The organism is Streptomyces sp. NPDC058619 (assembly GCF_042717785.1).
Taxonomy (GTDB): domain Bacteria; phylum Actinomycetota; class Actinomycetes; order Streptomycetales; family Streptomycetaceae; genus Streptomyces.
The window spans coordinates 179527-198559 of sequence record NZ_JBHXQN010000006.1 but is presented as its reverse complement, the minus strand read 5'-3'; the positions used below and the strand labels follow the sequence as shown (position 1 = coordinate 198559).

The following is a 19033-nucleotide window of genomic DNA, read 5'->3' as shown; positions in this document are numbered from 1 at the left end:
CTACGACCCCGAGACGCTCGGGGCGCCGGTCTCGATGTGGCCCGTGTAGCGGCGCGACCAGGTGCCGTCGGAGTCGGCCAGGACCGTGAAGTCGTACCAGCCGTTCTGGTACGCCACCGCGTTGAAGTGGTCCTCGCGGGAGGAGTTCGCCGGGACCGCGTAGGTCCACGGGCCGTCCGTGCGGTAGGCGTTGGAGCGGATCGTGAAGGTGACCGGCGCGCCGGAGGCGAGCGCCCGCGCCGGGCGGGTGCCCGGCTCCTGCGCGGGCAGGGCGTTGTCCTGCGGCACCGGGTTCGGGAGCGGGGCGCAGGTGGACTGGCCGATCACCTTCGCCGTGGACGGGAGGCCCGCCGGGACGCCGAAGACAGGGTGCGCGAAGTCGAACACGCCGGTCAGGTCGCCGGTCACCCGGCGGCGCCACGCGCTGATGTTCGGACAGGAGGCGGGCGTGCCGAGGGCGGCCGTCCACCGCTCCATGAACCGCAGCACCGAGGTGTGGTCGAAGACCTCCGAGCTGACCCACCCGCCGCGCGTCCACAGGGACATCACGATCACCGGCACGCGGAAGCCGAGCCCGATCGGGACGCCGTCCAGGTACTCGCCGGGCGTGCCGGGCGGCGCGACGGGCGGTCCATCCGGCCCTTGTTCCAGGCGGCGTGCTGCGAGGTCCAGCTGTGCGGGAGGTCGCCGTTGCACTGGGCGAGGGTCTCGCCGTCGACCCCGCCCGCCGGCGGGGTGGCGGACAGCTTCCACGGGTACCGGCGGCCGCCCCAGTCGGGCTGGTTGAAGGTGCCCCACCCGCCGGGTATGTTGCCGGCCGCGCGGTCGCCGAAGCCCCGGACGCCCCGGAGCCTGCCGAAGTAGTGGTCGAAGCTGCGGTTCTCCTGCATCAGGATCACCACGTGCCTCACGTCGGTGATGGTGCCGCTCGCGGCGGCGGCCGCCGCCGAGGCGGGCGCCGCGCCGGGCAGCGCCGCCCCCGCCACCAGTCCGGCGCCGATACCCACGAACCCTCTGCGGCTGATCGGTGTCACGGCCTCTCGCCTCCAACTCGTGTGCCCCGGCGGCACATTGCCCGCAAGAGTGGCGGGAGCCGCGCCAAAGGTCTACAGGCGTGCGGTAAGAAGTCGGTGAACATCGGGGTGGTCGGATTCAGCCGTCCGGACGGACCAGCACCTTGCCCAGATTGCCGCCCCTGAGCATGCCCCTGAACGCCTCCACCGTGTGCTCGAAGCCCTGGACAACGGTGGTGTCGGTGCCGATCCGGCCGCTCCGCAGGTGGGGTACGAGGAACTCCTCCAGCTCGTCCTGCAGATTGGTGTGATTGCGAACCAATACCCCTTCCAGGCGGAGCGACTTGTGTACGACCTCGAAGAGGTTGCGGGGCGCCGCGGGGGACCGGTCGCCGTTGTACATGGAGACGGCGCCGACCCAGGCGCTGCGCCCGTACTCGCGCAGCGCGTCGATCGCGCCCTCCAGGTGGCCGCCGCCCACGTTGTCCACGTACACGTCGATGCCGTCCGGGGCGGCCCGTGCGAGCTGCTCGCCGACCGGGCCGTCGTGGTAGGGGTCCACCGGGAGCAGCAGGTTCTCCACCAGCGCGGTGCCGGGCGCGGGCTCCGGGACCGGGAAGGAGACGCGGGTGAAGTCGGCGGCGGGGAAGCCGGCGGGGCGGGCGGACTGGTGGACGGCGTGAGCGGTGCGCGTGGTCATGGCCCCGACGCTAGGAAGGAATCCCCCGGCCGGGCAGGGGGTTGCGCTCATGAAGCCGCACCGCCCACGCCGTCGAGGGGGTCCTGCGCATCGCGGCGTTCCGCAGCGCGGCCCTGCACCTGCTGCCGCCCGCCCTGGAGCGGCTCGCCGCCCGGCACCCCGGCATCCGCCCCGAGGTACGGCCGGTGCGCGAACTCGGCGCCGGCGTCGCCGGGGAGGTCGCCGCCGGCCGCGCCGACCTGGGCATCGCCACCCTGGACGGATCCCGGGAACTGCCGCCCCGACCGCTGGGCGGGGTGCTCGTGGAGGAGGCGTACGCCCTGGTCCACCCGGCGGGACACCCGGACCCGAGAGCGCTGCCCCTCCTGGACTGGGACGAGAACTGCGGCTCCGCCACCCGCGCGTAGTGGAAGGCCCAGGACTGGATCCCGCGGGCCACCGTCAAGGCCGAGGACGACGGGATGGTGCTGACGATGGTCGGCCGCGGCTGGGCATGGCGATCCTCCCGGAACTGTCCCTGCGGGAGCCCGTCCCGGGCGTGGAGATCACCGGTCTGGGCCCCCCGCGCCCGGTGAGGAAGGTGGGGTACGTCACCACACCGGAATCGGCTGCTTCCCGCACGGTCGGTGCTCTGATCAGGGAACTCCGTTCGGGGAAGGGCTGAAACGGACCTCCGGCGGGGGGTCCGCGGCCGGGTCCGGCGTCTCAGATAGTAGGAAGTCCGAGTAAGTGCGGAGACATACAGCCGGACCTGGCCTAGCTTTGTAGGAGCCGAACGTCTCGCCGATCCGGCGAATGGCGGTCGCGAGCGCGCGCCCCCGGCAGGCAACCCCTGCGGCGCACCGCTCCCCGCCTCTTCCGGCGCCTTGAAGGAACCCCTCATCCGTGGCCCCGCCACGCCGTGATCTCAAGGAGTCGATCACCATGACCCCCACCTCCGCTGCCGTCCGCCGTGTCCGCCACTCCTCCACGGCGGACTCCGACCGCAAGAACGCCGCCGCCGCCCTCCAGCGCGCGCTGGACCGCCGGGACAACGGCGGCTCGACCGGCCACTGAGCCAGTACAGGGCCGCTGAGCAGGCCTTCGCCCACCGTCGCCCCGGACATGTTGCGTTCACGATGGTCCACATGGTGGACGCAAGATGTCTGAGGGCTGGGACACGGAGTACGGTTTCGCCATGTCGACCAGCATCAATCTCGCAGTGATCCCCGGTGATGGCATCGGCCAGGAAGTCGTGGCTCAGGGACTCAAGGTCCTTACCGCGGTCCTGCCCCAGGATGTGAAGCTGGAGACCAAGCAATACGATCTCGGGGCCCAGCGCTGGCACCGCACCGGTGAAACCCTCCCGGACGCGGAGCTGGAGGCCCTCAAGCACCACGACGCGATCCTGCTGGGCGCCATCGGCGACCCCTCGGTCCCGTCCGGCGTGCTGGAGCGCGGTCTGCTGCTGAAGCTCCGCTTCGCGTTCGACCACTTCATCAACCTGCGCCCGTCGAAACTGTTCCCGAACACGGCCTCCCCGCTCGCCGGCCGTCCGGAGATCGACTTCGTCGTGGTCCGCGAGGGCACCGAGGGTCCGTACACCGGCAACGGCGGCTCCCTGCGCACCGGCACCCCCGCCGAGGTGGCCACCGAGGTCAGCATCAACACCGCGTACGGCGTCGAGCGCGTCGTCCGCGACGCGTACGAGCGGGCGAACGCCCGCCCCCGCAAGAAGCTGACGCTGGTCCACAAGAACAACGTCCTCGTGTACGCGGGCCACCTGTGGAAGAACATCTTCGACACCGTCGGCCGGGAGTACCCCGAGGTCACCACCGACTACCTGCACGTCGACGCCGCGACGATCTTCTTCGTCACCCAGCCCGAGCGCTTCGACGTCATCGTCACGGACAACCTCTTCGGCGACATCCTCACCGACCTGGCCGCCGCCGTGACCGGCGGGATCGGCCTGGCCGCATCCGGGAACGTCAACCCGACCGGCGCCTTCCCGTCCATGTTCGAGCCCGTCCACGGCTCGGCCCCGGACATCGCGGGCACCGGCAAGGCCGACCCCACCGCGACGATCCTCTCCGTCGCCCTCCTGCTGCGCCACCTGGGCTACGAGGCCCAGGCCGCCCGCATCGAGGACGCCGTCTCCGCCGACCTCGCGGAGCGCGACGGGACCTTCCGCTCCACCGACGCCATCGGCGACGCCCTCGCCGCTCGCGTAGCCGGCTGACCCGGCCGCTCCACCTCCAGGAAGCCGCCGGGTCGCGATCGACGCCCCGGCGGCTTTTCCTGTGCGGCCCCGGGTGTCACCATCTCCCCTGGGCCGCAATCCCCCCGTTTCACCGGAGTCCCCGCGCGCGCGATAATCGAACGCGAGGCCGCTGAATACGGGGAAGCTCGGACGTCCTAGTACGCATGAGCGCGGTCCGCCATACACAACGGTGAAGGACAAGCACTCATGACGACGCCCACGATCGAGCTCAAGCCCTCCTCGAACCCGCTGTCCGACGCGGAGCGCGAGGCGATCCTGGCCAGCCCCGGATTCGGCCGCCACTTCACCGACAACATGGTGACGATCAAGTGGACCGAGGGCCGCGGCTGGCACGACGCCGAGCTGGTCCCGTACGCTCCGCTGTCGATCGACCCGGCGAACATGACCCTGCACTACGCGCAGACGATCTTCGAGGGCCTGAAGGCCTACCGCCAGCCCGACGGCACCGTGGCCACCTTCCGCCCCGAGGCCAACGCCGAGCGCTTTCAGGCCTCCGCCCGCCGCATGGCCATGCCGGAACTGCCCGTCGACCTGTTCATCTCGGCGTGCGACGCCCTGATCAAGCAGGACCGCGCGTGGGTTCCGGACTCCGGCGAGGCCTCGCTGTACCTGCGGCCCTTCATGTTCGCGTCCGAGGTCGGCCTGGGCGTCCGCCCGGCCAACGAGTTCCTCTTCATCGTCATCGCCTCTCCCGCCGGCGCCTACTTCCCGGGCGGCGTCAAGCCCGTCTCCGTGTGGCTCTCCGAGGACTACGTGCGCGCCGTCAAGGGCGGCACCGGCGCCGCAAAGACCGGCGGCAACTACGCGGCGTCCCTCGTCGCCCAGGCCCAGGCCGCCTCGCACGGCTGCGACCAGGTGGTCTGGCTCGACGCCGTCGAGCACCGCTGGATCGAGGAGATGGGCGGGATGAACCTGTACTTCGTGTACGGCGACCGCATCGTCACCCCCGAGCTCACCGGCTCGCTCCTCCCGGGCATCACCCGTGACTCCCTCCTCACCATCGCCCGCGACCTCGGCTACACCGCCGAAGAGGGCCGGATCACCACCGAGGACTGGAAGCGCGACAACGAGAACGGCACCCTCACCGAGGTGTTCGCCTGCGGCACCGCCGCCGTCATCACCCCGGTCGGCTCGGTCAAGTCCGAGCGCGCCGACTGGACCCAGGGCGACGGCGAGCCCGGCCGGGTCACCATGCGCCTGCGCAAGGCGCTGCTGGAACTCCAGACCGGCCACGCCGCCGACGCGCACGGCTGGATGCACCCGCTCGGCTAGACCGTCCGCGTACGAAGGCCCGCGTACGAAGGCCCGCGCCCCCGGAGAAGCTCCGGTGGCGCGGGCCTTCGTCGTACGGGCGGGACTCAGGCCGCCGTCCGCACCGCCGGGTCCCCGGCGGGGGCCGGGGCCGGGGAGGCGCCGGCGGTCAGGGCGGCGTACGCGATGCCGCCGGCCAGGCCGGACAGGACGAAGGAGCAGTCCACCCCGCCGGTCAGGGCCAGCAGCGGGCCCTCGTAGAAGGGGGTGGTCACGGAGAGCAGGCCGACCCCGGCGCCGATCGCCCAGGAGGCGGTGGCGCGCGGGTTCCAGCCACCGCGGTACCAGTAGACCCCGCCGACCGAGCGGCGGTTGAAGACCTGGAGGGCCTCGGCGTCGTACTGGCCGCGGCAGCGCGCGTAACCGATCAGGGTGATCACGGCCCAGGGGGTGCCGATCGCGGTCAGCAGCAGGACGAAGGAGGTCATCGCGGCCTGCGCGTTCCACCCGAAGGAGCCGGCGAAGACGAAGGCGGTGGCGACGGCCGCGGCGGCCAGGGTGGCCGTGGTGCGCGTGACCCGGGGGACGATCGCGTCGAGGTCGAGGCCCATGGAGTAGAGCATCAGCCCGGCGTTGCCCACCGAACCGCCCGCGGCCGCGGCGAGCAGCGGGAGCAGGTACCAGGAGGGTGCGGCGGCCACGAGGGGACCGGCGTACTCGGCGCCCGCCCGGGCGGCGAGGGCGGTGAAGGTGCCGAACAGCTGGGGGACCAGCAGGCCGACGAGGAGGCCGAGGGCGGTGGCCCCGAGCACCGTGCGGGAGCCGTGCCGGCGGGGGGAGACGTAGCGGGTGTAGTCGCCGAGCAGCGTGATGAACGCGACGGGGCCGCTGAGGCCGGCGGCGACGGTGGCGAGCAGCCAGGTCGGCCAGAACGAGCCGAGGAGGTACGGGGTGTCCGGCGGGGCGGCGGCGGTGAAGTCGCCGGAGTAGGCGAGCACGCCGACCGCGAGCAGCACCAGCATGCCGACGGACAGTACCTTGCTCATGCGCAGGAGCAGCCGGTAGCCGAAGACGGCACCGACGACGGTGCACACGGCCAGTACGCCGTACATCGCGGCCCGCGTGACCCCGGTGTCCGGGAGCCCTGTGAGCCGGGAGAGCACGCCGGCCATCACGTCGCCGCCGATCCACAGGGTCAGGGCGGTGTAGCCGAGCGAGAGCAGCAGGCCGACCACCGAGCCGACGAGGCGGCCGCGGACGCCGAACTGGGCGCCGCTGGAGGTGGAGAGGTTGGTGCCGGTGCGCAGGGAGACGAGCGCGAGCGGCGCGGTGAAGGCGATGCCGACGAGGGTGCCGGTCACGATGGCGGTGACCGAGGGCCACAGGCCCAGTCCGAAGGACGGGGGCAGCCAGCCGAAGACGATCACACCGAGGCAGAGGTTGGAGCCGAGCAGGATCGACATCAGGTCACGGGGACCGCTCGTCCGCTCCTCCTCGGGGATGGTGTCGACTCCGCGCTGTTCGATGGGCATGGGGGACTCCCTTGGCAGGGCGGGGGGTGGTCGCACAGTGTTTGAGCGACACTCAATGTGACGCACACGCTTGGGTCAGGTCAATGATTCCCTCTCACGAGATGAAGAGTTAGAGTGATGCTCTAACCCATTGACTCAAGAGGTGGTGGATCGGCGTGCGGCTGACCCCTACGGAGCGCGACCGGCTGCTGCTCCGCAGCGCTGCGGAACTGGCGAGGGCCCGACGGGCCCGTGGCCTGAAACTCAACGTCCCGGAGGCCACCGCGCTGATCGCGGACACGGTCTGCGAGGCGGCGCGCGACGGGAAGCGGCTGGCGGAGGCGATCGAGGAGGCCCGTTCGGTGCTCGGCCCGGACGACGTCCTGCCCGGGGTCTCCGACGTGGTCACCGAGGTGCACGTGGAAGCCGTCTTCGACGACGGATCGCGCCTCGCGGTCGTCTCGGCCCCCATCCGGGGCGCCGTCCCGCTCGGCGACGACGCCCCGGGCGCCGTGGTTCCCGGCCCGGGCGTGCCGCAGCCGGAGCCCGTCCTCCAGCTGAGGGTGCGCAACACCGCGGCGGTCCCGGTGAGCGTGACCTCGCACTTCCACTTCTTCGAGGCCAACCCGCGCCTGGACTTCGACCGGGCCGCCGCCTACGGCATGCGGCTGTGCGTGCCCGCCGGTTCGTCCGTGCGGTTCGACCCGCACGGGGAGGGCGAGGTCGGGCTGGTCCCGATCGGCGGTGACCGGATCGCGATCGGCTTCGCGGGTCTGGTCGACGGCCCGCTGGACGCCCCGGGCGCGAAGCGGGAGGCCCTGCGCCGGGCCGCGGCCTGCGGCTACCTCGGCACGGACCCGACGGACCCGACGGACCCGGCGGCCCCCGCCGACCCCACGGCCTGCCCGGAAGGAAACCCCGCATGAGCCGTCAGACCCCCCACAGCGACCACTGTGCCCCCGGCAGTCGGCACATCGACCCGCACGAGTACGCCTCCGTCTTCGGTCCGCGGGCCGGGGACCGGGTCCGGCTCGGTGATTCGGGGCTGACCGTCCGGGTGGAGTCGGACTCGCAGCGGCCGGGGGAGGAGTTCCTGGCGGGTTTCGGGAAGACCGCGCGGGACGGGCTGCACCTGAAGGCGGCGGCGGTCCGTGACACCTGTGACGTGGTCATCAGCAACGTGCTGGTCATCGATGCCGTGCTCGGCATCCGCAAAGTGTCCATCGGCATCCGTGAGGGCCGGATCCACGCGATCGGCCGGGCCGGCAACCCCGACACCCTCGACGGGGTCGACGTCGTCGTCGGCACCGGTACCTCGATCGTCTCCGGCGAGGGCCTGATCGCCACCGCGGGCGCGGTGGACACCCACGTCCACCTGCTCTCCCCCCGGATCATGGAGGCCTCGCTCGCCGCGGGCGTCACCACGATCATCGGCCAGGAGTTCGGCCCGGTCTGGGGCGTCGGCGTCAACTCCCCGTGGGCCCTCAAGCACGCCTTCAACGCCTTCGACGCCTGGCCGGTGAACATCGGTTTCCTCGCCCGCGGTTCCTCCTCGGACCCGGCCCCGCTGGTCGAGGCGCTCGCCGAGGGAGGCGCGTCCGGGTTCAAGGTCCACGAGGACATGGGCGCGCACACGCGTGCCCTGGACACCGCCCTGCGCGTGGCCGAGGAGTACGACGTGCAGGTGGCCCTGCACAGCGACGGCCTCAACGAGTGCCTGTCGGTGGAGGACACCCTGCGCGTCCTGGACGGGCGGACGATCCACGCCTTCCACATCGAGGGCTGCGGCGGCGGGCACGTGCCGAACGTGCTGAAGATGGCGGGGGTGCCGAACGTGATCGGCTCCTCGACCAATCCGACGCTGCCCTTCGGGCGGGACGCGGTCGCCGAGCACTACGGGATGATCGTCTCGGTCCACGACCTGAAGCCCGATCTGCCGGGTGACGCGGCGATGGCCCGGGACCGGATCCGGGCCGGGACGATGGGGGCCGAGGACGTCCTGCACGACCTCGGGGCGATCGGCATCACCTCCTCCGACGCGCAGGGCATGGGGCGGGCGGGGGAGACGATCCGGCGGACCTTCGCGATGGCGGCGAAGATGAAGGGCGAGCTGGGCCCGCTGGCCGGTGACGGCGATGGCGACGACAACGCCCGGGTCCTGCGCTACATGGCGAAGCTGACCATCAACCCGGCCATCGCCCACGGCCTGGCCCACGAGATCGGCTCGATCGAGGTCGGCAAGCTCGCCGACATCGTCCTGTGGCGCCCGCCGTTCTTCGGCGCCAAGCCGCAGCTCGTCCTCAAGTCCGGCTTCCCCGCCTACGGCGTCACCGGCGACCCCAACGCCGCCACCGACACCTGCGAACCGCTCGTGCTCGGACCGCAGTTCGGCTCGTACGGGGCCACCGCGGCCGACATCTCCGTCGCCTTCGTCTCGGCCGCCGCCGCCGCGCTCGGCGGCGACGAGATGCCGACCCGCCGCCGCCGGGTCGCCGTCCGCGGGACCCGCGGCATCGGCCCGGGGGACCTGCTCCTCAACTCGCGGCTGGGCGCGGTCGACGTGGACGCGACCAGCGGGCTCGTCTCCCTGGACGGTGAGCCGCTGCGCTCCGAAGCCGCCGATTCGGTCTCCCTCAACCGCCTGTACTTCCTGTAAACCGGCCCTGCCCCTAAGGACCCCCGCCATGACCGCTGCACAGCCCGCCCCCACCGGCAAGCCCGCCGCCGCCGGATTCCGGATGCCCGCCGAGTGGACCCCCCACGAGCGCACCTGGATGGCCTGGCCCTCCCCGAACCCGACCTTCACCACCGAGCAGGAGCTGGCCGCGGCCCGCGAGGCCTGGGGGGCCGTCGCCCGCGCGGTCGCCGCGTACGAGCCCGTGACCCTCGTGGTCTCCCCGGGCGACGCCGCGTCCGCCCGCACGGTCGTCGGCGACGGGGTCCAGCTGGTCGAGCGCGAGCTCGACGACGCCTGGATGCGGGACATCGGCCCGACCTTCGTCACCAACGACGCCGGCGAACTGGCCGCCGTCGACTGGACCTTCAACGGCTGGGGCGCCCAGGAGTGGGCCCGCTGGGACCACGACGAGAAGGTCGCCCGGCACGTCTCGGACGTCGTCGGCAGCCGCACCTACAGCACCGCGCTCGTCAACGAGGGCGGCGCCATCCACGTCGACGGCGAGGGCACCGTCCTGCTCACCGACACCGTGCAGCTGGGCGAGGGCCGCAACCCCGGCTGGACCCGCCGCCAGGTCGAGGCCGAGATCCACGCCCACCTGGGCACGACCAAGGCGATCTGGCTGCCGTACGGCCTGGCCGGCGACTACGGCACCTACGGCACCCAGGGCCACGTCGACATCGTCGCCGCCTTCGCCCGCCCCGGCGTGGTGATGGTGCACACCCAGCCCGACCCGGCCCACCCGGACCACGAGCGCTGCAAGGCCATCGCCGCGCTCCTGCGGGCGTCGACGGACGCACGGGGCCGCCGGCTGGAGGTCGTGGAGGTGCCCGCGCCGACCGTGCTGGAGGAGGACGGGGAGTGGGTGGACTACTCGTACATCAACCATTACCTGTGCAACGGCGGCGTGGTCCTGTGCTCCTTCGACGACCCGCGCGACGAGGAGGCCGCCGAGATCTTCCGCGGACTGTTCCCCGAGCGGACCGTGACACTGGTTGACGCACGTACGATTTTCGCCGGGGGTGGCGGTATCCACTGCATCACCCAGCAGCAGCCGAAGGTCTGACCGACGAGGAGTGGGGTCCATGGTGGCGGGTGGAGTACCGGTACGGGCGGCGCGCAAGAACGCGCCCCCGCGCGAGGACGTACTCGTCGCCGCCATGGCCACGATCGCCGAGCGCGGCCTCGAAGGCCTGACCATGGCCGGCCTCGGTCGCGAGGTCGGCATGAGCAGCGGCCACCTCCTCTACTACTTCGGCAGCAAGGACGAGCTCCTGCTGCAGACCCTGGAGTGGAGCGAGGCGGCGCTCGGCACCGAGCGGCGGGGGCTGCTGTCCCGCCGCGGGCCGGTGGCCGAGCGCCTGCGCGCGTACGTCGACCTGTACGTCCCCACCCAGGCCCGCGACCCGCACTGGACGCTCTGGCTGGAGGTCTGGAACCGCTCGCAGAACGCGGGCCCCCAGGAGCGCGACCGCCAGGCGGCCATCGAGGGCGCGTGGCACCGCGACCTGGTGGCACTGCTCGCCGAGGGCATCTCGCGCGGCGAGTTCCGGCCCGTGGACCCCGACCGCGTGGCGGCCCGCATCCGGGCCCTCCTCGACGGCTTCAGCATCCAGCTGGCGGTGGGACTCCCGACGCTGGACCGCGCGGCGATCCTCACCCACGTGCGCGAGTTCCTGGACGACACCCTGACCCCGCACGCACCGGAATGACCGGACCCGCCGCCGGGACGGCGGGCGCCGGGTGCCCGGGTGCCCCCGGATGCCCGGATGCTGAGATCCGTGTCCGCGGACCGGCGCCGGTGTGGCACACTGCGGGCGTGCCTGCTCAGCTCATGATTATCGCCAGCAGCGCGCCGGTCCCCAGTGGCCGCTGAACCGCGGAAGAACTTCGCGGGAAGCGGCCACCGTGCCCCAGACCCGCGCGCAGACCTCTCGCTACCCGCGAGGGGTTTTTTCGTTTCCCGGCTCCATCCCTGCCGGGACCGGGCCGCGCGCGATGATGGGGGCAGTGGATCCCGGACATCCGGACCCACTCATCCGACAGGAGTCAGATCAGCATGACGACGACAGAGGTCGCAGAGGTCCTCGACGACAGCTTCCATGTCTTCGACACCACGCTGCGCGACGGCGCCCAGCGCGAAGGCATCAACCTCACGGTCGCCGACAAGCTGACGATCGCCCGGCACCTGGACGACTTCGGAGTGGGCTTCATCGAGGGCGGCTGGCCCGGCGCCAACCCCCGCGACACCGAGTTCTTCGCCCGCGCCCAGGCCGAGATCGACTTCAAGAACGCCCGGCTCGTCGCCTTCGGCGCCACCCGCCGGGCGGGCGGCTCGGCGGCCGAGGACCCGCAGGTGCGGGCCCTGCTGGCATCCGGCGCCCCGGTGATCACGCTCGTCGCCAAGTCCCACGACCGCCACGTCGAGCTGGCGCTGCGCACCACCCTCGAAGAGAACCTGGAGATGGTCCGCGACACCGTCTCCCACCTGGTCGCCGAGGGCCGCCGCGTCTTCGTCGACTGCGAACACTTCTTCGACGGCTACCGCGCCAACCCCGAGTACGCGAAGTCCGTCGTCCGCACCGCCCACGAGGCCGGCGCCGACGTCGTCATCCTCTGCGACACCAACGGCGGCATGCTGCCCGCGCAGGTGACGGCCACCGTCGCCACCGTCCTCGCGGACACCGGCGCCCGCCTGGGCATCCACGCCCAGGACGACACCGGCTGCGCCGTCGCCAACACCCTGGCCGCCGTCGACGCGGGCGCCACCCACGTCCAGTGCACGGCGAACGGCTACGGCGAGCGCGTCGGCAACGCCAACCTCTTCCCCGTCGTCGCCGCCCTGGAGATCAAGTACGGCCGCACGGTGCTCCCCGAGGGCGCCCTCGCCGAGATGACCCGCATCTCGCACGCGATCGCGGAGGTCGTGAACCTCACCCCCTCCACGCACCAGCCGTACGTCGGCGTGTCCGCCTTCGCGCACAAAGCCGGCCTGCACGCCTCCGCCATCAAGGTCGACCCGGACCTCTACCAGCACATCGACCCCGCGCGGGTCGGCAACACCATGCGGATGCTGGTCTCCGACATGGCCGGCCGGGCCTCCATCGAGCTCAAGGGCACGGAGCTCGGCGTCGACCTCGGCGGGGACCGCGCGCTGATCTCCCGGGTCGTCGAGCGGGTCAAGGAGCGGGAGCTGCGCGGTTACACGTACGAGGCCGCCGACGCCTCCTTCGAGCTGCTGCTCCGTGCCGAGGTCGAGGGCCGCGCCCGGCGGTACTTCCGTACCGAGTCCTGGCGCGCGATCGTCGAGGACCGCCCGGACGGCACCCACGCCAACGAGGCCACGGTCAAGCTGCGCGCCAAGGGCGAGCGGATCGTCGCCACGGCGGAGGGCAACGGCCCGGTCAACGCCCTGGACAGGGCCCTGCGGGTGGCGCTGGAGCGGTTCTACCCCCAGCTGGCCAAGTTCGAGCTGGTGGACTACAAGGTCCGCATCCTGGAGGGCACGCACGGCACGGAGTCCACGACCCGCGTCCTGATCGCGACGACGGACGGCGTCCGCGAGTGGTCGACGGTCGGCGTCGCCGAGAACGTGATCGCGGCGTCCTGGCAGGCCCTTGAGGACGCCTTCACCTACGGCCTCCTCCACGCGGGCGTGGAACCGGCCGAGTAGCCGCTCCGGCGGCCGCCGAAGAGCCTTATGTCCTGCTCACACGGGAAAGTGCCGGTTCGGGTAGCGTCGTGAGTATGAGGACCAGGCTGATATCCGCATTCTCCGGTCTGCTGCTGGCCCTGTCGGCGACCGCCCTCGTGGTGGCCGCCCCGCAGGCGTCGGCCGCCACCGGGACCGCCGCCGTCGCGGAGGCCCTCAAGAAGGGCCCGGTCTACGTCGATCCGCGGGCCGGGGCGCAGCTGCCCCCGGCCGCGGCGGACGCGCTCGCGAAGAAGATCGAGGACGCCGGTAAGCCGGTGTTCGTCGCCGTGCTGCCGGCCGCGGCCGAGTTCCCGCAGGACAAGGTCCTGGCGGCGGTCCGCGCGGAGACCGGCATCACCGGGCTGTACGCGATCCGCCTCGGCGACGGCTTCCGGGCCGCCGCCGACCGGACCGTCATGCCGGGCTACGCCGTCCAGAACCTCTCCGAGGCGGTGAAGACCGGCGGCCCGGTCGACGCGACCACCCAGCTCAACAACTTCGTGGACCAGGCCCTCGGCCAGACCAAGGGCTCCGCGCCCGCCTCCTGGGGCACGACCGGAGCCGACGAGGGCGCCCCGGTCGGCGGGCTGATCGCGCTCGGCGCGGTGGCGGTGGTCGGCGGCGGCGGTGCGTACGCGCTGGTCAGGCGGAACCGGAAGAAGAAGGAAGAGGCCCGTCGCGAGGCGGTCGCCCGCCTCGGCGTCGTCGTGGACGAGGACATCACGGCCTTCGGCGAGGAGCTGGAGCGGCTCGACTTCCACCCCGGCGAGCCCGGCGCGGACGACGCCATGCGCAAGGACTACGAGCAGGGGCTCGACTCCTACGAGAAGGCCAAGCAGATCATGACCTCCGTCCAGCGGCCGGAAGAGGTCAAGGGGGTCACCCAGGCGCTGGAGGACGGCCGTTACGCCCTGGCCAGCCTCGACGCGCGCCGTCAGGGCAAGCCGGTGCCCGAGCGCCGCTCGCCCTGCTTCTTCGACCCCCGGCACGGGCCCAGCACCGAGGACGCGCCGTGGGCCCCGCCCGCCGGGGCCGCCCGTACCGTCCCGGTCTGCGCGGCGGACGCCGTACGGCTGAGCGACGGCCTCGACCCGGCGGTCCGCACCGTCGACACCGAGCTGGGGCCGCGGCCCTACTACGACGCCGGCCCGGCGTACGGTCCCTGGGCCGGCGGCTACTTCGGCGGCGGCATGCTGCCGGGTCTGCTGATGGGCACGATGCTCGGCTCGATGATGGCCACTCCCGCCTACGCCTCGGACTACGGCGGCGAGGGCAGCGGTTTCGAGGGCGGCGACGCCTCCGGGGCCGACTTCAACCCGTCCGACTTCGGCGGCGGGGACTTCGGCGGAGGTGGCGGCTTCGGCGGGGGCGGCGGGTTCGACGGCGGGGGCGGCTGGTAGCCGCTCCCGGGGGCCGGTCAGGCGGGTCAGGCCTGCTTGATGGCGGAGATGTCGAAGGTCAGCTTCACCTTGTCGCTGACCATCACGCCGCCGGCCTCCAGCGCCGCGTTCCACGTCAGGCCCCAGTCGGAGCGCAGGATCTCGGCCGAGCCCTCGAAGCCGACGCGCTCGTTGCCGTAGACGTCCGTGGCGGATCCGGCGAACTCCAGGTCGATGGCGAGCGGGCGGGTGACGTCCTTGATCGTGAGCTCGCCGGTGATGCGGTACGCGTCGCCGCCGAGCTGGGCCGCCGAGGTGGAGCGGAAGGTCATCAGGGGGAAGCGCTCGGCGTCGAAGAAGTCGCCGCTCAGCAGGTGGCCGTCGCGGTCTGCGATGCCGGTGCCGACCGAGGCGATGGTGACGTCGAGGGAGGCGGTGGAGCGCGACGGGTCCGCGCCGTCCAGGTGCAGGGTGCCCTCGTGCTCGCCGAAGCTGCCGCGGACGTTGGTCACCATGGCGTGGCGCACGGTGAAGCCGATGCCGCTGTGGGAGGCGTCGATGACGTAGTCGCCGGTGAGCGCGGCGAGGGCCGGGTCCACGTCGAGCGTGGCGACGGCGGCGGTTTGGGTGTCCTGGCTGCGGCGGGTGAAGAGACCCATGGCTTGCTCCTCGGTAGTGTCCTGCACGTCCTGCATATCTGTTGAATCTTCAACGACTTCAACGGGGACGACGCTAGACCCATTCCGTTCAAATTTCAACTTCCTGGACGGGTGTAGCGTCTCTTTGTCGGGGATCGACAAAGGAGCCGTCCCCCGTATGGCGGAGTCCGCGCATCGCCGAGCCCTTCTGTGCGGGCCGGACAGCGGAAGACACCCGAGACTGTGCGGAATCAACGGAGGTTTTTCACCCCTCGCTTCGTAAGGTCGGTACATGACCGTTGTGGACCAGACCCCGAGCGAGCCCACGGACGCCCGCGGGCGCGTGGCCGAGCTGCACTCGCTGCGCGAGCAGGCGCGGCGCGGCCCCAGTGACCGGGCGACCGAGACCCAGCACGCCAAGGGCAAGCTGACCGCCCGTGAGCGGATCGCCCTGCTCCTCGACGAGGGTTCCTTCCGCGAGGTCGAGCAGCTGCGCCGCCACCGGGCGACCGGCTTCGGCCTGGAGAACAAGAAGCCGTACACCGACGGTGTGATCACCGGATGGGGCACGGTCGAGGGCCGCACGGTCTTCGTCTACGCGCACGACTTCCGCATCTTCGGCGGCGCGCTGGGCGAGGCCCACGCCACGAAGATCCACAAGATCATGGACATGGCCATCGCGGCCGGTGCCCCGCTGGTCTCCCTCAACGACGGGGCCGGCGCCCGCATCCAGGAGGGCGTCTCCGCCCTCGCGGGCTACGGCGGCATCTTCCAGCGCAACACCCGCGCCTCCGGCGTCATCCCGCAGATCTCGGTCATGCTGGGCCCCTGCGCGGGCGGCGCGGCCTACTCGCCGGCCCTGACCGACTTCGTCTTCATGGTCCGGGACACCTCGCAGATGTTCATCACCGGACCCGACGTGGTCCGCGCGGTGACGGGCGAGGAGATCACCCAGAACGGCCTCGGCGGCGCGGACGTCCACGCCGAGACCTCGGGCGTCGCGCACTTCGCGTACGACGACGAGGAGACCTGCATCTCCGAGGTCCGCTACCTGATCTCGATGCTGCCCTCCAACAACCGCGAGAACCCCCCGGTCCACGAGACGTCCGACCCGCCCGGCCGGCGCTCGGAGGTCCTGCTGGACCTGGTGCCCGCGGACGGAAACCGCCCGTACGACATGCTCAAGGTCATCGAGGAACTCGTCGACGAGGGCGACGTCCTGGAGATCCACGAGCGCTGGGCGCGCAACATCATCTGCGCCCTGGCCCGGCTCGACGGCCAGGTCGTCGGCATCGTGGCGAACCAGCCCGGCCACCTCGCGGGCGTGCTCGACATCCACGCCTCCGAGAAGGCGGCCCGCTTCGTCCAGCTCTGCGACGCCTTCAACATCCCGATCATCACCCTGCTGGACGTGCCCGGCTTCCTGCCGGGCGTCGACCAGGAGCACGGCGGCATCATCCGCCACGGCGCCAAGCTGCTGTACGCGTACTGCAACGCCACCGTCCCGCGGATCTCGCTGATCCTGCGCAAGGCCTACGGCGGCGCGTACATCGTCATGGACTCCCAGTCCATCGGCGCCGACATCACCTACGCCTGGCCCACCAACGAGATCGCCGTCATGGGCGCCGAGGGCGCGGCCAACGTCATCTTCCGCAAGCAGATCGCGGACGCCGAGGACCCGGAGGCCATGCGCACCCGCATGGTCAAGGAGTACAAGGCCGAGCTGATGCACCCGTACTACGCGGCCGAGCGCGGTCTCGTCGACGACGTGATCGACCCCGCCGAGACCCGCGGGACCCTCATCAGCGCCCTCGCGATGCTCCGCAACAAGCACGCCGACCTGCCGTCCCGCAAGCACGGCAACCCGCCGCAGTAAGAGGAGACCCGCCACCGATGAGCACCGACACCCTGCTCCGCGTCGAAAAGGGCCACGCCGCCCCCGAGGAACTGGCCGCGATCACCGCGATCCTGATGGCCCGCGCCGCCGCCACCCCGGAGACCGCCCCCGCACGCACCCCCCGTTCCCAGGCCGGCTGGCGCCGCCTGGAGCGCACGCCGGGCTTCCGCGCCCCGCACAGCTGGCAGGGTTGAGCCCCGCGAGGCTCCGTACGCCGATAGGCCCCGCACCCCTCCGAGGGGCGCGGGGCCTCTCGCGTGCTCCCGCGTGCCCCCGCAACGCCCCCTGGGCGCCCCGTGGGCCTGCGGGGGCGCTGCCGGGCCGGGGAACGGCGAAGGCCCCCGCGTCCCGGACGCGGGGGCCTTCGTGTGCTGCCGGGGGCCGCTAGCGCAGCCGCGCCATGAGGGCGTGCTCGACGAGCGTGATGAGGGCGCTCTTGGCGTCCGCGCGGTGGCGGGCGTCGGTGGTGATGATCGGGGCGTCCGGGCCGATCTGGAGGGCCTCGCGGACTTCGTCCGGTGTGTACGGCTGGTGCCCCTCGAAACCGTTCAGGGCGATCACGAACGGCAGGCCGCTGTTCTCGAAGTAGTCGACGGCGGGGAAGCAGTCGGCGAGGCGGCGGGTGTCGACGAGCACGATCGCGCCGATGGCGCCGCGGACGAGGTCGTCCCACATGAACCAGAAGCGGTCCTGGCCCGGCGTACCGAAGAGGTACAGGATCAGGTCCTGGTCCAGGGTGATGCGGCCGAAGTCCATCGCGACCGTGGTGGTCGTCTTGTCCCCGGTGTGGGTGAGGTCGTCGATCCCGGCGGAGGCGCTGGTCATGACGGCTTCGGTGCGCAGCGGGTTGATCTCGGAGACCGCGCCGACGAACGTGGTCTTGCCCACGCCGAAGCCGCCCGCCACCACGATCTTCGCGGAGGTGGTGGAGCGAGGAGCCGCTCCGCCGCTAGAGCTTGCGAAGTCCACTGAGCACCCTTTCGAGCAGTGTCACATCTGGCTGGCCGCCGGCAGACTCGTCGCCGCCGGGCTGATGAATGGCGACAAGGCCCGCCTCTGCCAGGTCGGCGACGAGGATGCGGGCGACACCAAGAGGAATGGAGAGGAGTGCCGAGATCTCCGCGACGGATTTGATCTCCTGGCACAGACGGCAGATGCGCTGGTGCTCGGGCAGCTGCCCTTGCAACCGCGCGGGATCGGCCGTGGTACTGACCAGCGCCTCGATGGCGAGCTGGTAGCGCGGCCGGGTACGGCCGCCGGTCATCGCGTACGGGCGCACCAGCGGATTGTGGGCCTTCGGAGCGGGCTGGCGCGCGGCGCGCGGCGGCTGCTGCGGGGGCACCTGGGGCTGCTGGTACTGCGGGGGCTGCCCGTACGGCTGCTGGTACGGATTGTGCTCCGACACGGGCCGGCTGGGAGCAGACGGGAAGTTGAAGCGGTTCTGGTCGTGCCCACCCTGCGGCTGCTGCGCGCCGCCATAGGGATGTCCTCCGGGTGTTGTCACGTTTCCTCCTCCGACTCCAAGTACGCGGTGCTCCCTGTGGGACCGCGCCACCGCACCCTATGGTGCGATGGCGCGAAACGCACTGCCTGTCTGCTAGTTGAGAAGGCTTCCCTGGAGCTCGGCGCGCAGGTCCGGGGTGAGGACACTGCCCGCACGATCCACCAAAAGAGCCATCTCGTAGCCCACGAGGCCGATGTCGCACTCGGGGTGCGCCAGGACGGCCAGTGAGGATCCGTCCGAGACGGACATGAGGAAGAGGAATCCCCGGTCCATCTCGACCACGGTCTGGTTGACGGCGCCGCCCTCGAAGATCCGGGAAGCCCCGGCGGTCAGCGAGGTCAGACCGGATGCCACGGCCGACAGCTGGTCGGCGCGGTCGCGCGGGAACCCGTCGGACATCGCCAGAAGCAGTCCGTCGGCGGAGACCACCACCGTGTGGGACACCCCGGGGGTGTTGTCCACGAAATTGGTGATCAACCAGTTCAGGTTCTGTGCCGCCTGGCTCATCG

16 protein-coding genes and 3 pseudogenes are annotated in these 19033 nt (G+C 71.8%); 12 read left to right on the top strand and 7 right to left on the bottom strand.

Annotated features, from left to right (window positions below; genetic code table 11):
• Together ACFWTC_RS09085 and ACFWTC_RS09080 are read right to left on the bottom strand one after the other, a co-directional pair.
• A pseudogene (locus ACFWTC_RS09085) lies at window positions 1-1034 on the bottom strand (alkaline phosphatase family protein).
• Between the two features lie 118 nt (window positions 1035-1152).
• Window positions 1153-1566, bottom strand: a pseudogene (locus ACFWTC_RS09080) (zinc-binding dehydrogenase); the annotation flags it as partial.
• 218 nt (window positions 1567-1784) lie between these two features.
• On the opposite strand from ACFWTC_RS09080, the pseudogene ACFWTC_RS09075 reads away from it, so the two are divergent.
• From ACFWTC_RS09075 to ACFWTC_RS09060, 4 genes and pseudogenes are all read left to right on the top strand, one after another.
• A pseudogene (locus ACFWTC_RS09075) lies at window positions 1785-2377 on the top strand (LysR substrate-binding domain-containing protein); the annotation flags it as partial.
• A 260-nt stretch (window positions 2378-2637) separates the two neighbouring features.
• Window positions 2638-2769, top strand: coding sequence for a hypothetical protein (locus tag ACFWTC_RS09070; protein WP_383921067.1), 132 nt, complete (start codon window positions 2638-2640; stop codon window positions 2767-2769).
• 121 nt (window positions 2770-2890) lie between these two features.
• Window positions 2891-3931: a 3-isopropylmalate dehydrogenase gene (locus tag ACFWTC_RS09065; protein ID WP_383921069.1), complete on the top strand. Its 1041-nt coding sequence runs from the start codon at window positions 2891-2893 to the stop codon at window positions 3929-3931.
• Between the two features lie 228 nt (window positions 3932-4159).
• On the top strand, window positions 4160-5245 hold the full coding sequence (locus ACFWTC_RS09060; protein ID WP_383921072.1) for a branched-chain amino acid aminotransferase: 1086 nt from the start codon (window positions 4160-4162) through the stop codon (window positions 5243-5245).
• 86 nt (window positions 5246-5331) lie between these two features.
• Here ACFWTC_RS09060 and ACFWTC_RS09055 read toward each other — a convergent pair whose 3' ends face one another.
• A complete protein-coding gene (locus tag ACFWTC_RS09055; RefSeq protein ID WP_384030133.1) occupies window positions 5332-6756 on the bottom strand; it encodes a cytosine permease in 1425 nt (474 codons plus the stop codon).
• Between the two features lie 155 nt (window positions 6757-6911).
• On the opposite strand from ACFWTC_RS09055, the gene ureA reads away from it, so the two are divergent.
• The 6 genes from ureA (at window position 6912) to ACFWTC_RS09025 (ending at window position 14506) form a co-directional block, all read left to right on the top strand.
• Window positions 6912-7661, top strand: a complete 750-nt coding sequence (gene ureA, locus ACFWTC_RS09050; protein ID WP_383921077.1) for an urease subunit gamma — start codon at window positions 6912-6914, stop codon at window positions 7659-7661.
• Window positions 7658-9391: an urease subunit alpha gene (locus ACFWTC_RS09045; RefSeq protein WP_383921079.1), complete on the top strand. Its 1734-nt coding sequence runs from the start codon at window positions 7658-7660 to the stop codon at window positions 9389-9391. Before ureA ends, ACFWTC_RS09045 begins: the two co-directional genes overlap by 4 nt.
• A 28-nt stretch (window positions 9392-9419) precedes the next feature.
• Window positions 9420-10478 (top strand): agmatine/peptidylarginine deiminase, encoded by a 1059-nt coding sequence (locus tag ACFWTC_RS09040; RefSeq protein ID WP_383921082.1) that lies wholly within the window; start codon window positions 9420-9422, stop codon window positions 10476-10478.
• A gap of 19 nt (window positions 10479-10497) precedes the next feature.
• A complete protein-coding gene (locus ACFWTC_RS09035; RefSeq protein WP_383921084.1) occupies window positions 10498-11124 on the top strand; it encodes a TetR/AcrR family transcriptional regulator in 627 nt (208 codons plus the stop codon).
• 347 nt (window positions 11125-11471) lie between these two features.
• The gene (gene cimA, locus ACFWTC_RS09030) at window positions 11472-13085 is read left to right on the top strand and encodes a citramalate synthase (protein ID WP_384030135.1); all 1614 of its coding nucleotides are present in this window, start codon (window positions 11472-11474) and stop codon (window positions 13083-13085) included.
• 74 nt (window positions 13086-13159) lie between these two features.
• On the top strand, window positions 13160-14506 hold the full coding sequence (locus tag ACFWTC_RS09025; protein ID WP_383921089.1) for a hypothetical protein: 1347 nt from the start codon (window positions 13160-13162) through the stop codon (window positions 14504-14506).
• Window positions 14507-14532: 26 nt separating this feature from the next.
• On the opposite strand, the gene ACFWTC_RS09020 is transcribed toward ACFWTC_RS09025, so the two are convergent.
• Window positions 14533-15144 carry a YceI family protein gene (locus tag ACFWTC_RS09020; protein ID WP_384030137.1) on the bottom strand — a complete coding sequence of 204 codons (612 nt, stop codon included), beginning with the start codon at window positions 15142-15144 and terminating at the stop codon, window positions 14533-14535.
• Window positions 15145-15415: 271 nt separating this feature from the next.
• Between ACFWTC_RS09020 and ACFWTC_RS09015 the strand changes: the two genes are divergently transcribed.
• Window positions 15416-16999 (top strand): acyl-CoA carboxylase subunit beta, encoded by a 1584-nt coding sequence (locus tag ACFWTC_RS09015; protein WP_383921094.1) that lies wholly within the window; start codon window positions 15416-15418, stop codon window positions 16997-16999.
• Window positions 17000-17016: 17 nt separating this feature from the next.
• Window positions 17017-17214: an acyl-CoA carboxylase subunit epsilon gene (locus tag ACFWTC_RS09010; protein WP_383921097.1), complete on the top strand. Its 198-nt coding sequence runs from the start codon at window positions 17017-17019 to the stop codon at window positions 17212-17214.
• A gap of 190 nt (window positions 17215-17404) precedes the next feature.
• Here the strand turns inward: ACFWTC_RS09010 and ACFWTC_RS09005 are convergent, their stop codons facing one another.
• The 3 genes from ACFWTC_RS09005 to ACFWTC_RS08995 form a co-directional block, all read right to left on the bottom strand.
• Entirely contained in the window at window positions 17405-17989 is a 585-nt protein-coding gene (locus ACFWTC_RS09005; RefSeq protein ID WP_383921100.1) for an ATP/GTP-binding protein, read from the bottom strand.
• Entirely contained in the window at window positions 17970-18524 is a 555-nt protein-coding gene (locus ACFWTC_RS09000) for a DUF742 domain-containing protein (RefSeq protein ID WP_267717654.1), read from the bottom strand. Before ACFWTC_RS09000 ends, ACFWTC_RS09005 begins: the two co-directional genes overlap by 20 nt.
• A gap of 93 nt (window positions 18525-18617) precedes the next feature.
• Window positions 18618-19031: a roadblock/LC7 domain-containing protein gene (locus ACFWTC_RS08995; protein WP_267717653.1), complete on the bottom strand. Its 414-nt coding sequence runs from the start codon at window positions 19029-19031 to the stop codon at window positions 18618-18620.
• Window positions 19032-19033: the final 2 nt, after the last annotated feature.

Excerpts from the sequence above, each read along its gene's own strand:
- ACFWTC_RS08995 (WP_267717653.1), bottom strand. The coding sequence starts at position 19,031 with ATGAGCCAGGCGGCACAGAACCTGAACTGGTTGATCACCAATTTCGTG.
- ACFWTC_RS09070 (WP_383921067.1), top strand. The coding sequence starts at position 2,638 with ATGACCCCCACCTCCGCTGCCGTCCGCCGTGTCCGCCACTCCTCCACG.
- ACFWTC_RS09060 (WP_383921072.1), top strand. The coding sequence starts at position 4,160 with ATGACGACGCCCACGATCGAGCTCAAGCCCTCCTCGAACCCGCTGTCC.
- ACFWTC_RS09035 (WP_383921084.1), top strand. The coding sequence starts at position 10,498 with ATGGTGGCGGGTGGAGTACCGGTACGGGCGGCGCGCAAGAACGCGCCC.
- ACFWTC_RS09025 (WP_383921089.1), top strand. The coding sequence starts at position 13,160 with ATGAGGACCAGGCTGATATCCGCATTCTCCGGTCTGCTGCTGGCCCTG.
- ACFWTC_RS09040 (WP_383921082.1), top strand. The coding sequence starts at position 9,420 with ATGACCGCTGCACAGCCCGCCCCCACCGGCAAGCCCGCCGCCGCCGGA.
- ACFWTC_RS09055 (WP_384030133.1), bottom strand. The coding sequence starts at position 6,756 with ATGCCCATCGAACAGCGCGGAGTCGACACCATCCCCGAGGAGGAGCGG.
- ACFWTC_RS09065 (WP_383921069.1), top strand. The coding sequence starts at position 2,891 with ATGTCGACCAGCATCAATCTCGCAGTGATCCCCGGTGATGGCATCGGC.
- ACFWTC_RS09020 (WP_384030137.1), bottom strand. The coding sequence starts at position 15,144 with ATGGGTCTCTTCACCCGCCGCAGCCAGGACACCCAAACCGCCGCCGTC.
- ACFWTC_RS09015 (WP_383921094.1), top strand. The coding sequence starts at position 15,416 with ATGACCGTTGTGGACCAGACCCCGAGCGAGCCCACGGACGCCCGCGGG.
- cimA (WP_384030135.1), top strand. The coding sequence starts at position 11,472 with ATGACGACGACAGAGGTCGCAGAGGTCCTCGACGACAGCTTCCATGTC.
- ACFWTC_RS09045 (WP_383921079.1), top strand. The coding sequence starts at position 7,658 with ATGAGCCGTCAGACCCCCCACAGCGACCACTGTGCCCCCGGCAGTCGG.
- ACFWTC_RS09010 (WP_383921097.1), top strand. The coding sequence starts at position 17,017 with ATGAGCACCGACACCCTGCTCCGCGTCGAAAAGGGCCACGCCGCCCCC.